Origin of the sequence: Mesorhizobium sp. M0938, from assembly GCF_040319125.1 — a bacterium.
Lineage (GTDB): Bacteria > Pseudomonadota > Alphaproteobacteria > Rhizobiales > Rhizobiaceae > Mesorhizobium > Mesorhizobium robiniae.
On record NZ_JAMYNS010000005.1, the window covers coordinates 247,684 to 259,804 of the forward strand.

Here is a 12,121-nt window from a genome sequence, read left to right on the forward strand (position 1 = left end):
TAGACGCATCATGGAAGTTTAGGTGCCCATCGCCATGATAGCTGTTTTCGTCGAAGGGGCAAGCCGGAGAGAGTGCATTCGTTTTATCTTCTTTGGCCCCGGTGCGAAAACGGACCGGGCAATTCGCGGAGGTCGAGATGAGCGAGACGCCTAGGGAAAAGGTCTATTCGGAAGCCGAAATTGCTGAGCGGCTCGAGAAAGAGCTGCCGAAATGGCGCTACGAGAACGGCTGGATCCGACGTAAATACAAAACCCACAGCTGGAAATCGACGCTGATGGTCATCAACACGGTCGGCCATCTCGCCGAAGCGGCGTGGCATCACCCCGACATTACAGCGTCCTATGCCTGGGTCGAGGTGCGCCTGATGAACCACGCAGCCAAGGGCATCACCGACAAAGACTTCGAGCTGGCCAAAAAGATCGAGGATGTCGTCCAGTGGCAGCCGGCCACGGAAGGCGGCGCGCTGGAAGGCACTCCGCCGACCGATCAGCGCTTCGCTTACATCAAATATGATTAAGCCCGGTCGGAATTTGTTGATAGCATATGAAAACATTCGCTAATCTGCCGACAGGCGGGGTTCACGGCCAATCCAGTTTCGTCTAGGATCGGGCCGGCACCAGAAAGTAGCGTAGTGAATGGCGGTTGCTTGGATCGGCAACCGGGAAACGCTGGTCGAGCGCGCGGCTGCACATGCCGCCGCGCTGTTGGGGTCAAGCCGGTGCCCGGTTTTCAGCTTGGATACGGATATACACGGCACCAGGGCGGCGATCGCGCTGGCAGAGCGGGTTGGCGCGGCATACGATCATGCCGATGGCGCGGCACTTTCCCGGGAGACCGCGCTTTTTACCGACAAAGGCGCGATGACGGTTGCGCCCGGCGAGACGCGCCGGCGCGCCGATGTCGTGGTGATTGTGGGCGAACTCCCGCAAATCCATCATGAATTTGTCGGCGAACTCTCGGCCACGGTTCCCGATCTCTCGGCCCCCGATGTCTCGGCCAAGAATCAGCGCGAGATCTTTCTGGTCGGGTCGAACGGGACGTCTGCGCCGCCGTTGAGCAACGGGCTGGCGGCGACGCTCCTGTCCTGCGGCGAGGCAAGCCTCGGCGCGACGCTTGCGGCGCTGAGGACGCAGTGCAGGGGGCGTCAGACATCGCAGCCGGTGTCGAACTTCGACGATTTCGCCAAAGCCCTGGAGGCGGCGCATTTTCCCGTCTTCCTGTTTTCCGGCGACGCAACCGGAGGCCTGGCGCTGGAGATGCTGCAAGGACTGATCACCGATCTCAACCGCAAGTCGCGCGCATCCGGCCTTCACCTGCCAGCGAGCGAAACCGGCTGGGGAAGCGCGCTCGCCTCGACCTGGATGACGGGTTTTCCGTTGCGCACGGGCTTTGCGCGCGGCTTCCCGGAATTCGACCCCTGGCGTTACGATGTCGGTCGCATGATCGCTGCCGGCGAAGCCGACCTGCACCTGCGGATCTCCTCCTCGATCGTCCAGCCGCAGAAGAAAAAGAACCGCATGGCGCTGATCGCCTTGGCGAAGACGCAGGAGCCGGTCGCGGGCGCTGCGGTCACCATCGCCATCGGCGAAGCGGGCGTCGACTACGAGGCGGTGGTCTATTCCAGCCGCACCGGTTCGCTGCGGTCGGTCGATGCGCGAGCGGCGTCCGAACTGCCTTCTGCTGCGACTGTTATCCGCCTGGTTGCCAGTCATGTCTCTGCCGAGGCAGCACTGCCATGCTGACGAAAATTGCAGGCGGCGACATCATCGATCCGGTCAACGGCCGTCTCGGCAAGGGCGACCTCTGGATCGGGGACGACAAGATCGTTGCGGCGCCGGCGGGGGGCACTGCCGACCGGACCATCGACGCTGCCGGCTGCATCGTGATGGCGGGCGCCATCGACATCCATTCCCACATCGGCGGCGGCAACGTGAATACGGCACGGCTGCTGTTGCCCGAGCAGCATGCCGCGCATCAGACGCGGCCGGCGACAACGCCGCTCTCCAACGCCGGCTGGTCGACCTTCCAGACCGGCTGCCTCTACGCCAAGATGGGTTTCACCACGGTCGTCGAGCCGGCGATGTCGCCGGGAGCCGCCCTTCACACCCATCTCGAACTGGCCGACATCCCGATCATCGACAAGGCGACGCTCGCCATTCTCGGTAACGACGATTTCCTGCTGTCGATGATCCGCGACGACGCCTCCTCTCAAATGATCGAGGACTATGTCGCATGGACCGTCTCCTCGACGCGGGCGCTTGGGGTCAAGGTGATCAACGCCGGTGCGGCGGCGGCCTTCAAGGAAAACGTCCGCACCTTCTCGCTGGACGATGTGGTGCCTTCCTACGGCGTCAGCTCGCGCAAGATCGTCAAGACGCTGCAGGCGGCCGTCGATAGTCTTGGCGTCCCACATCCCCTGCATGTCCATTGCAACAATCTGGGCAGCCCCGGATCGGCGGATACCGCGGCAGCGACGATCGCGGCAGCAGAAGGGGTGCCGTTGCACCTCGCCCATCTCCAGTTCTATGGCTATGGCACGGAAGGGAAACGCAAGTTTTCCTCGGCCGCGGCGCGTCTTGCCGAGCTGGTCAATGCGACGCCGGAGGTCAGCATCGACATCGGCCAGGTGATGTTTGGCCAAACGGTCACTGTCTCCTCCGACGTGATGCGGCAGTTTTCGGCGCGCGGCAGTGCGAGCCCGAAGAAATCCGTCATTCATGACGGCGACGGTAATGGCGGCGGCATCGTGCCCTACAACTATGGCAAGGATTTCTATGGCGCCATGCAGTGGGCGATCGGGCTCGAGCTTTTTCTCCTGATCGACGATCCCTGGCGTGTCTTCTTCACCACCGATCATCCTAATGGCGCGCCGTTTACCGCCTATCCGGCCCTGTTCGAGCTGCTGATGAGCCGGGAAGCGCGCGCCGAAGCGATTGCCGGACTTCCAAAATCCGTCATGGCGCTCTCCACCCTGGCCACAATCGAGCGCGAATACACGTTCGAGGACATTGCCATCATGACGCGCGCGGCCCCCGCCAAGCTGCTTGGGCTGACGGACCGGGGCCATCTCGGCGCCGGCGCCACAGCGGACATCGCTGTCTACCGCCGGGACGGGAACATCGCGAAAATGCTCGGGCAGGCGGCGTATGTCTTCAAGGATGGCGATCTCGTCGTGCAGGATGGGGAAATCACCCATTACCGTTGGGGCAAGGCGCTCAGGCTCAAACCGTCGCCGGACAAGGCCATGGTGCGGCGGCTGGAAGACTATCACCAGCAACGCTATGGCCTGTCGCTGGACTGGTTCAATTTCCCAGAGTCCGCGATCGCGCGCGAACAGCCATTCGGCGAGGTTTCATGCCGAACGTAAGCGTAAATGGCATAGTGATCGACGATACCTTTGCCGAGGCGTTCGGTATGCGCGCGACCGCCATCATCATCACCGCGCCGAACCGGAAATGGGCGCGCCAGGCGGCGATCACCATGACCGGCTTTGCCACCTCGGTGATCGGCTGCGGCTGCGAAGCGGCAATCGATGTCGAACTGCCACCATCGGCCACACCGGATGGCCGGCCCGGCTGCCGCGTGATGATCTTTGCGATGGGAACCGACGAACTGCAGAAACAACTGCTCAATCGCGTCGGCCAGTGTGTTTTGACCTCGCCGGGTTCGGCCTGCTTCGCCGGACTGGAGGGCAGCGCCGAGCTGAAGCTCGGTTCGGCGCTGCGTTATTTCGGCGACGGCTGGCAGATATCCAAGAAAATCGGCGGCAGGCATTTTTGGCGCGTTCCCGTCATGGATGGCGAATTCCTGTGCGAAGCGACGACCGGGCTGACGAAGGATGCCGTCGGCGGCGGCAATTTCTTTGTCATGGCTGAAAGCAGCGCCAAGGCCTTGCTTGCGGCCGAGGCTGCGGTTGCCGCGATAGGCCTGGTGCCCGGCGCGATCGTGCCGTTTCCGGGCGGCATTGCCCGTTCGGGTTCCAAGATCGGCGGTAAATACAAGGGCATGATCGCCTCGGCCAACGAAGCCTATGCGCCGACGCTGCGCGGCGTCGTCAGGAGTGAGCTCGGTCCCGACATCAACGCCGTCCTGGAGATCGTCATCGACGGCGAGACCAACGATGCCGTTGCCGCCGCGATGAAGGCCGGCATCAAGGCGGTCATCGAGCTGGGGCCGAAGAGCGGCGCGGTTCGCATCGGCGCCGGTAATTACGGTGGCAAGCTCGGCAAATTCATCTATTCGCTGAAGGATATGCTGCCATGAAGGCGCTGACCTTCACCCTTGTCGCCGAACCGCCCGAGCGCCTCGACCTGTCGCTGCTGACACCGGAGCGGCTTGCCGGGATCGAAAGGCGCGACATCGAAAGAATCCAGATCGGCATGTCGAAGCACGGATCGAAGGTCGGCGATATTTTTCGCGTCGCCGGCAACGATCCGCTGGACATCGTGTTCGAAGGCGGCAGCGCGCGCCTCGACCGGGTGGCGGAAGGCATGCGGGGCGGTTCGGTTCGCGTCATCGGCAATGCCGGCGCCCAGGCCGGACGCGCCATGCGCGGCGGCAAGCTCACGATCGAAGGCAATGCGGGGCCGCATGCCGGCTCCGGCATGCGCGGCGGCAGGCTTGAAATAACAGGCAACGCCGGCGATCACCTTGGTGCGCCGCTTGCCGGGGAGCTGGCCGGCATGAATGGCGGCGTGCTGATCGTCAGGGGCAAAGCTGGCGCTTTTGCTGCTGACCGCATGCGGCGTGGCCTGATCGCGGTGCTGAAAGGCTCAGGCGACAATGCCGGCAGCCGCATGATCGCCGGCACGCTGGTGGTGGCCGGCGGCACCGGCGAGATGCCCGGCTATCTGATGCGTCGCGGTTCGATCCTGCTCGATCGCGCGCCGAAAAGCCTGTCGCCGAGCTTCGTCGAATGCGGCGCGCCGGAAAGCGTCTTCGCCGCCGTCATCGATCGCCATCTGATCGCCGAGGGTATTTTGAAACGGCCGCTTCTGGGCAATGCGCCGCAAAAATATGGCGGCGACAACGCGGTGCTTGGAATGGGTGAGGTTCTTTTCCCTCGCTGAGGCGTACAGCTGATGTCTCGGTACTTCAACATCCGATGCCCGGAGACTTAATGATTGCTCGGCGATGCAAGCCCCCGCAATGATCGAGTATCTCAGCGCGGTCTGACGGGTGTCACCGGCGGAGCAATTTCCGATCCTCTGGTCAGTTCTCGAAGGAACGCCTGGACCAGATTCCGTGTTTCGTCCGCCCTGCGGTAAGCGACCAGATGCCGGGAATTGAAGGTGTAGGATCCCGGTTTGATCGCCCGCAACTCGCCGGCATGGACCCATGACGATGCGAAATGGGCCGGCAGGAAGCCGATGAAATTCTCCGACAGGATCAGCATCAATTGTGCTTCCATGTGGATCACCGACGCGCTGGCCTTGGGATGCCCGACGAGATAGAGGTCGTCGAAATACCGATAGCTGCGCACCGAAAACCGCGCCGCGTGGATGGCGCTTTGGTCGATCCTTGAATCGGGCATCGCAAAAAGCGGGTGCCGTCGGCCGCAATAGAGGAAATGCGGCTCGCCGCAGTAATCCCGGTAAACGACACCGGGCGCTTTCTGCGACAGCGGCCCGATGACGATGTCGCGGCCGCCATCAGCGACTTGTTGCTCAAGCTCGGAGGGCGTGCCCAGCGAGAGGTCGATGAATACATCGGAATCAGGGCCCATGAAGCGTCTGAGGGCATGCTGGATGCCCAGCTCACTGCTTGTGAATACGCCATCGGACGTGCCGATCCGCAACCGGCCGGACAGGCTGCCGCTGGCCGCGCTGATGCGGTGCCCGAAATCATCGAGGTCGCGAAACAGTTTCTGCGCCGCGTCGTAGGTTGCCTGTCCGACCTCGGTCAGGCGGAACTGTTTGCGTCCGCGATGGCAGAGCTGGGCGCCGATGCGTTTCTCCAGCTCCGCAAGATGCGTGCTGAGCGTCGGCTGCGACAGGTTGAGGGTGATCTGCGCATCGGCGAAGCCGCCTGAATCGGCCAGCGCCACGAAGACGCGCAGCAGGCGGATGTCGATGTTGTCCAAACGACGCATGGCTTGTCCCTCGAACGGCGATACATCGACATTATTCGATGTAAAATTCTAAATAAACTCATTTACATCAATGCTAGAAATCGCGAGCCTGAGCGGAACAAAAATGGGGAACAATCATGAAATCGTCACTCCGCATCGCGTTGTCCGCAACACTGGTGCTCGCCAGTTCGCAGTTCGCCTTCAGCGCCGACCAGATACGCATCCTTGCTCCGACGTGGCTGGGATTTGCACCTGTCCACATCGCAAGCGATCTGGGCTGCTTCGCTGGCAAAGACCTCGACGTCAGCATCAAGTTTGAGGATGACCTGACCAACGTCATGGCAGCGATGGCGCGCGGCGACATCGAGATGCAGATGCGCTCCGTCGGCGAATATCAGGGCCGCCCGCGCGACGCCTCCACACCGGGCATCATCATCGGCACGATCGATGAATCCGTCGGCGGCGACGGCATCATCACCGACGATAAGATCAAGACGGTGGCGGATCTCAAGGGCAAGGTCGTCGCTGCCGAACCGAACATTCCCTCACGCCTGTTGCTTCAGATGGAGCTGAAGCAGGCGGGACTGTCACTGAAGGATCTCCAGATCAAGGACATCGCAACGGCCGACACGGGCGCGGTTTTCGTCGATGACTCGATCGCCGCGATCGCGACCTATGAGCCGTTCATGTCGCAGGCGCTGAAGGCCTCGACCCGTCCGGGCGCCCGCATGCTGGTCTCATCCAAGGATCATCGCGGCATCATCATCGATGCGATCATCGTCCGTAACGACGACTTCAAGGCGAACCCCGACAAATACGCGAAGTTTCTCGGCTGCATCTACGAGGCCGTCGATTTCCTCAAGGCCGATCCGGGAAAATTCGCCGATATGGCCTCCAAGCATTTCGGCCTGACGCCGGCTGAGGTGACCGAGATCGTCGACTCCAGCCTATCCTACACGACGCTCGCCGAATCGCTCGCCTACATGGGCAAACCGGGAGAAAAAGGCACGCTCCACGGCATCTTCGATACTGTGATGGACCTCAACCTGGAGAACGGCGCTGCCGACAACAAGCTCGTGGCAACGGACCAGATCGACAATTCGGCGATCAACAAGGTACCGGCCAAGTAACGGCAATGGACCAGGTCCCGGCGACCCGCCAGAAGGCGGGCTGCCGGCGGCATGTCATGCCGGCAGCCGTCTGTGACGGCAGTTGTTTTCGACCATCCGGGGATAGGGATCTTGTTCAGCAGTCTGTTTGTTTTTCGCGGCCGGGCTTCGCCGATGGCGGAATCCGCCGTCAGCGTTGCGGCGGCTGCCCTGGTCGTCGCGGGTTGGGAGCTGGCGGCGCGCGCGGGCATCATCGCGCCGCAGTTCCTCCCGTCGCCAAGCCGCGTCGTCGTCGCGTTGTGGACAATGCTGACCGAGCAGAACCTCGTCTGGCACGTTGTGGTCTCGACCACACGCGTGTGGATCGCCTTCCTGCTCGCCGCGGCCATGGCCATCCCGATCGGCATCATGATGAGCAGCTACCGGATCGTCGGAGCCGCACTCGAGCCGATGATCGATTTCATCCGCTATCTCCCGGTTCCCGCACTCGTGCCGCTGTCCATCATCTGGTTCGGCGTAGGCGAGGAGACCAAGATCTTCCTGCTCTGGCTGGGCACGTTCTTCCAGCTCGTGCTTCTCGTGGCCGACGACATGCGGCGGGTGCCGCATGAGTTCGTCGAGGTCGCCCGCACAGTCGGCGCCAGCTCAAGGCAGGTGATGACCGATGTCGCCTTGCGCTGGATGGGGCCGACACTGATCGACAATCTCAGGATCACGCTCGGCTGGTGCTGGACATATCTGATCATCGCCGAGATCGTCGCGGCCGATTCCGGCATCGGCTACGTGATCTGGACGGCACGCCGCTTCGTAAAAACGCCCGAAGTGATGGCAGGCGTCGTCGTCATTGGGCTGATCGGCCTCGTCACCGACCAACTGCTTCGCCTGCTTCACCGCCGGCTTTTCCGGTATCTGTGAGGAATAGGTCATGGTGAGCTACGTTCAGTTCGTCGATACGGCCAAGGCCTTCGGGCCGGTCGATGTCGTGCGAAAAACCGATCTTGGCCTCGACCGCAATTCGCTGGTGGTCTTCCTTGGCCCATCGGGTTGCGGCAAGACAACCTTGATGCGGATGGTTGGCGGCCTCGACGAACCGAGCTCGGGTTCGATCCTGGTCGGCGGCGAAAAAGTTGTCGGGCCGGACCGCCGACGCGGCATGGTGTTCCAGTCCTATTCGTCTTTTCCCTGGCTGACTGTCGAGAAGAACATTGCCTTCGGCATGCGCTACCGGAAGGACCTTGGCGCAACCGAAAAGGCCGAGCGGACGCGCCATTATCTTGAACTGTTCGGGCTTGCCGACTTCGCCGGCTCCTATCCGAACCGGATTTCGGGCGGCATGCGCCAGCGTGTGGCCATAGCGCGCACGCTCGCCGCCGGTTCGGATGTGCTGTTGATGGACGAGCCGTTCGGTGCACTCGACGCGCTGACGCGCGAGCGCCTCCAGGTCGAGCTGCGGCAGATCCAGATTCGCGAGGAAAAGACCGTCATCTTCGTCACCCACGACGTGGAAGAAGCGGTGTTCCTCGCCGACCGGATCATCCTGTTTTCGCGCCGGCCTGCCTCGGTCGTGGCCGACATCGATGTGGCGGCTGAGCTAGGTCCGCAACGGCTACTGGAAATCCGCGAAACGCAGAAATTCTTCGAGCTGCGCAACAAGGTCCTGCATCTGATCCGCAACGAGACGGGAGTGGTCGCATGAGCCTGTCCTTCTCCGGAAAGTCGGTCGTGATCACCGGGGCCAGCCGTGGCATCGGGCTCGGCATCGCTAAGGGCTTTGCGCAAGCCGGCGCAAGCCTGCATCTCATCGCCAACGACGCGGCTGTGCACGAACGGGCGCGTGAATTGGGCGCCACCAGCACGGAGGCCGATATTGCCGATCGTTCGGCCGTAACCGCGGCGCTCGAACCTCTCGCCCGTATAGACGTGCTCGTCAACAATGCCGGCCTCGAACTGATGACGCCGATCACCGACAGCGGCGACGATGTCGAAGCCGCATTCCGGCGCATCATCGAAATCAATATCATCGGCACGGCGCTCGTCACGGCGCGTGCTCTGCCGCGCATGCAGGCCGGCGGTTCGATCGTCAACACCGCATCGATCTGGGGCCGCGTTGCCGAGGCGCAGTTCGGCGCCTATGTCGCCTCCAAGCACGCCATCATCGGCCTGACGAAGACCTGGGCCAAGGAACTTGGGGCCAGGGGCATCCGCGTCAATGCGGTCTGTCCCGGATGGGTTCGCACCGACGCGTCGATGCGCTCGCTCGGCCGCATGGCCGAGAGAGACGCCGTCAGCGAGGCAGCACTGCTCGAAAACATTGTCGGTGCGCAAGCGTTGCCGGGCCTGATGGAGCCGGCCGACATGGTGGGCACCTATCTCTTCCTGGCGTCGGAACTCGCAGCCAACATCACCGGGCAGTCGCTTGGTGTCGACAGGGGAGAAGTGCCTTGGTAAGCCCGCTTCACGGAAAACGCGCGCTGGTCACTGGCGCGGCCAGCGGTATCGGCCGCGCGACCGCGCACGCCTTGCGCGAGGCCGGGGCGACGGTTCTGGGATTCGATCTCGAGGCGTCAGAGGGCGATATCCCCATTCTTGCCTGCGACCTCGCCAGCGAAACCGACATCATCGCCGCGGTCGAGCAGGGCAGGGACCGGATTGGCGGCTATGACATCCTCGTCAACAATGCCGGCATCCTGCAGGAAGCGCCGCTTGGCGGGATTTCGCTCGGTCATGTCGACCGCATGTTCGCCGTCAATGTGCGGGGCGCGATCATCGTGGCGCGGGAAGTGTTGCCCCATCTTCCCGAAGGCGGACGCATCATCAATATCGCCTCCGAGCTCGCCTATCTCGGCCGGTCGGGCGCTTCAGTCTATTGTGCGACAAAGGCGGCGTTACTCGGCCTTACCCGCTCCTGGGCACGCGAACTTGCGCCCCGCATTCTGGTCAACGCTGTGGCGCCCGGGCCAACCGACACGCCGCTTCTCGGCTTCGACGCGCTGACCGAGAGCCAGCGCGCGCTGGAAACGACACACCCGCTGGGGCGGATCGGACGGCCGGATGAAATCGCCGCCGCGGTGGTGTTCCTGGCCGGTCCCGGCGCAACGTTTTTCACCGGACAATGCCTGGGCGCCAATGGTGGCGCGGCGATGCTTTGAGAAGAGATGATCATGAGAGACCGCGTTTTCCTGGCTGAACTGTCGTGGCCCGAGGCTCAGAAGCGGATCGCCGCCGGCGCTCCCGTCTTCCTGCCGCTCGGCGCGACCGAACAGCACGGCCACCATATGGCGATGAATGTCGATGTGGTGATCCCGACCGCCATCGCCGAAAAGGTGGCGGCGCAGGTCGGAGGGCTGGTGGCGCCGACAATCGCCTACGGCAACCGCTCGCAACCGAGGACAGGCGGCGGCCCAGCCTTTCCAGGTACGATCAACATCACCGCACAGACTTTCTCGCTTCTGGTCAAGGATGTGATCTGCGACCTCTATCGCCAGAAGGTCCGACGCATCGTTGTGCTCAACGGCCACTATGAGAACATCGGCCCGTCGATCGAAGGCATCGAACTGGCGCTCGACGCCATCGGCCGCGAACGTGCGACGGACCTGACGATCCTGCGCGTCGACCACTGGGACATGGTGCGCAGCGAAACGCTGGCGAAAGTGTTCCCCGACGGCTATCCCGGCATCGAACTGGAGCATGCGAGCGTGATCGAGACATCGATGATGCTGGCGCTGCGCCCGGAGCTCGTCGATCTCGGCAAGGCGCTGCATGACGGCCCTGCGCAATTCAAGCCCTATGACCGCTATCCCAGACCGTCCGAGGACGTGCCGCCGTCCGGCGTCCTGTCGTTGACCGAGGGCTCGTCGGCGAAAAAGGGCCGATGGCTGCTCGACGACTGCCAGATGCGGCTCGCCGACATCGTCAAACGTGAATTCTTCTGAGGTGACGACAACATGAACAGCAATTTCTTCCAGCCGGTCGATGCGGCCGCAGTTCCCCGCTTCGCCGGGCTTTCGACCTTCATGAGACTGCCGACCGTGGCAAGCGCCGAGGGGCTGGACATCGCGCTCGTCGGCATACCGTGGGATGGCGGTACGACCAACCGCGCCGGCGCGCGCCATGGTCCGCGCGAGATCCGTAACCAGTCGAGCCTGATGCGGCGGGCCCATCACGTCTCGGGAACCGAGCCGTTCAGCATCGCCAACGTCGCCGATGTCGGCGACCTGTCGGTCAATCCGATCAACCTCCTGGACGGTCTGAAGCGCATCGAGGATGGCATCGCGGCGATTGTCGCGGCGGGCGCCATTCCGCTTGCTGCCGGCGGCGATCATCTGACGACGCTGCCGGTGCTGCGTGCGGTCGCGCGCAATGCGCCGGTCGGCATGATCCATTTCGACGCGCATTCCGACACCAATGACCGTTATTTCGGCGACAATCCCTACACGCATGGCACACCATTCCGGCGGGCGATCGAAGAGGGCCTGCTCGATCCCAAACGTGTCGTCCAGATCGGCATCCGCGGTTCAATCTACGAGCCCAACGAGCATGATTGGGCGGTCGCTCAGGGCATCCGCATCATCTACATGGAGGAGTTTGTCCGGCGCGGCGCGGCTAGCGTCATGGAAGAGGCGCGCGGCATTGTCGGCAGCGGTCCCACCTATGTGACCTTCGACATTGACTGCATCGACCCCTCGATGGCGCCCGGCACCGGCACCCCCGAGCTTGGCGGCTTCACCACCCGCGAAGCGCAGGAAATGGTCCGCCTTCTCGACACGGTACTCATAGTCGGCGCTGATGTCGTGGAAGTGGCGCCGCCGTTCGACCTTGGCGGGATGACGGCGCTGGCGGGGGCGACGATGATGTTCGAACTGCTGTGCGTGATTGCCGGTTCTGTCGCTGCAGGCAGGGCTCGACAGGCCTGAGATGCGCCGCGGCAGCGCATCGCATCCG

Annotated in this window: 13 protein-coding genes; 12 read left to right on the plus strand and 1 reads right to left on the minus strand. The window is 63.0% G+C overall.

What is annotated here, in order from left to right; translation table 11 throughout:
* Positions 1–137: 137 nt before the first annotated feature.
* The 5 genes from NKH73_RS11110 to NKH73_RS11130 all read left to right on the plus strand — a co-directional run bounded on the left by NKH73_RS11110 (position 138) and on the right by NKH73_RS11130 (position 5,070).
* Positions 138–518, plus strand: a complete 381-nt coding sequence (locus tag NKH73_RS11110) for a 4a-hydroxytetrahydrobiopterin dehydratase (RefSeq protein WP_352931184.1) — start codon at positions 138–140, stop codon at positions 516–518.
* Positions 519–636: 118 nt separating this feature from the next.
* Positions 637–1,743: a tungsten formylmethanofuran dehydrogenase gene (locus tag NKH73_RS11115; protein WP_352931186.1), complete on the plus strand. Its 1,107-nt coding sequence runs from the start codon at positions 637–639 to the stop codon at positions 1,741–1,743.
* Positions 1,737–3,368: a formylmethanofuran dehydrogenase subunit A gene (locus NKH73_RS11120; RefSeq protein WP_352931188.1), complete on the plus strand. Its 1,632-nt coding sequence runs from the start codon at positions 1,737–1,739 to the stop codon at positions 3,366–3,368. Before NKH73_RS11115 ends, NKH73_RS11120 begins: the two co-directional genes overlap by 7 nt.
* Complete coding sequence (gene fhcD, locus NKH73_RS11125) at positions 3,356–4,264, plus strand: formylmethanofuran--tetrahydromethanopterin N-formyltransferase (RefSeq protein WP_352931190.1); 909 nt, start codon at positions 3,356–3,358, stop codon at positions 4,262–4,264. Before NKH73_RS11120 ends, fhcD begins: the two co-directional genes overlap by 13 nt.
* Positions 4,261–5,070 carry a formylmethanofuran dehydrogenase subunit C gene (locus NKH73_RS11130; RefSeq protein ID WP_352931192.1) on the plus strand — a complete coding sequence of 270 codons (810 nt, stop codon included), beginning with the start codon at positions 4,261–4,263 and terminating at the stop codon, positions 5,068–5,070. The genes fhcD and NKH73_RS11130 overlap by 4 nt, the downstream gene beginning before the upstream one ends.
* Positions 5,071–5,162: 92 nt before the next feature.
* On the opposite strand, the gene NKH73_RS11135 is transcribed toward NKH73_RS11130, so the two are convergent.
* Positions 5,163–6,092 carry a LysR family transcriptional regulator gene (locus tag NKH73_RS11135; protein ID WP_352931194.1) on the minus strand — a complete coding sequence of 310 codons (930 nt, stop codon included), beginning with the start codon at positions 6,090–6,092 and terminating at the stop codon, positions 5,163–5,165.
* Positions 6,093–6,208: 116 nt separating this feature from the next.
* Between NKH73_RS11135 and NKH73_RS11140 the strand changes: the two genes are divergently transcribed.
* The 7 genes from NKH73_RS11140 (at position 6,209) to speB (ending at position 12,093) form a co-directional block, all read left to right on the plus strand.
* The gene (locus NKH73_RS11140) at positions 6,209–7,201 is read left to right on the plus strand and encodes an ABC transporter substrate-binding protein (protein WP_352931196.1); all 993 of its coding nucleotides are present in this window, start codon (positions 6,209–6,211) and stop codon (positions 7,199–7,201) included.
* 153 nt (positions 7,202–7,354) lie between these two features.
* Positions 7,355–8,095, plus strand: a complete 741-nt coding sequence (locus NKH73_RS11145; protein ID WP_352931198.1) for an ABC transporter permease — start codon at positions 7,355–7,357, stop codon at positions 8,093–8,095.
* A 10-nt stretch (positions 8,096–8,105) separates the two neighbouring features.
* The gene (locus NKH73_RS11150) at positions 8,106–8,876 is read left to right on the plus strand and encodes an ABC transporter ATP-binding protein (RefSeq protein WP_352931200.1); all 771 of its coding nucleotides are present in this window, start codon (positions 8,106–8,108) and stop codon (positions 8,874–8,876) included.
* Complete coding sequence (locus NKH73_RS11155) at positions 8,873–9,628, plus strand: SDR family NAD(P)-dependent oxidoreductase (RefSeq protein ID WP_352931202.1); 756 nt, start codon at positions 8,873–8,875, stop codon at positions 9,626–9,628. The genes NKH73_RS11150 and NKH73_RS11155 overlap by 4 nt, the downstream gene beginning before the upstream one ends.
* Entirely contained in the window at positions 9,622–10,329 is a 708-nt protein-coding gene (locus tag NKH73_RS11160; RefSeq protein WP_352931204.1) for an SDR family NAD(P)-dependent oxidoreductase, read from the plus strand. The genes NKH73_RS11155 and NKH73_RS11160 overlap by 7 nt, the downstream gene beginning before the upstream one ends.
* A 12-nt stretch (positions 10,330–10,341) precedes the next feature.
* Positions 10,342–11,112 (plus strand): creatininase, encoded by a 771-nt coding sequence (locus NKH73_RS11165; RefSeq protein ID WP_352931206.1) that lies wholly within the window; start codon positions 10,342–10,344, stop codon positions 11,110–11,112.
* 12 nt (positions 11,113–11,124) lie between these two features.
* Positions 11,125–12,093: an agmatinase gene (gene speB, locus NKH73_RS11170; protein ID WP_352931208.1), complete on the plus strand. Its 969-nt coding sequence runs from the start codon at positions 11,125–11,127 to the stop codon at positions 12,091–12,093.
* Positions 12,094–12,121 lie beyond the last annotated feature (28 nt).

Bases quoted from the DNA above. Each gene is read 5' to 3' on its own strand.
- NKH73_RS11155 (WP_352931202.1), top strand. From the start codon at position 8,873: ATGAGCCTGTCCTTCTCCGGAAAGTCGGTCGTGATCACCGGGGCCAGC.
- NKH73_RS11145 (WP_352931198.1), top strand. From the start codon at position 7,355: ATGGCGGAATCCGCCGTCAGCGTTGCGGCGGCTGCCCTGGTCGTCGCG.
- NKH73_RS11110 (WP_352931184.1), top strand. From the start codon at position 138: ATGAGCGAGACGCCTAGGGAAAAGGTCTATTCGGAAGCCGAAATTGCT.
- NKH73_RS11150 (WP_352931200.1), top strand. From the start codon at position 8,106: ATGGTGAGCTACGTTCAGTTCGTCGATACGGCCAAGGCCTTCGGGCCG.
- fhcD (WP_352931190.1), top strand. From the start codon at position 3,356: ATGCCGAACGTAAGCGTAAATGGCATAGTGATCGACGATACCTTTGCC.
- speB (WP_352931208.1), top strand. From the start codon at position 11,125: ATGAACAGCAATTTCTTCCAGCCGGTCGATGCGGCCGCAGTTCCCCGC.
- NKH73_RS11165 (WP_352931206.1), top strand. From the start codon at position 10,342: ATGAGAGACCGCGTTTTCCTGGCTGAACTGTCGTGGCCCGAGGCTCAG.
- NKH73_RS11130 (WP_352931192.1), top strand. From the start codon at position 4,261: ATGAAGGCGCTGACCTTCACCCTTGTCGCCGAACCGCCCGAGCGCCTC.
- NKH73_RS11120 (WP_352931188.1), top strand. From the start codon at position 1,737: ATGCTGACGAAAATTGCAGGCGGCGACATCATCGATCCGGTCAACGGC.
- NKH73_RS11135 (WP_352931194.1), bottom strand. From the start codon at position 6,092: ATGCGTCGTTTGGACAACATCGACATCCGCCTGCTGCGCGTCTTCGTG.
- NKH73_RS11140 (WP_352931196.1), top strand. From the start codon at position 6,209: ATGAAATCGTCACTCCGCATCGCGTTGTCCGCAACACTGGTGCTCGCC.
- NKH73_RS11115 (WP_352931186.1), top strand. From the start codon at position 637: ATGGCGGTTGCTTGGATCGGCAACCGGGAAACGCTGGTCGAGCGCGCG.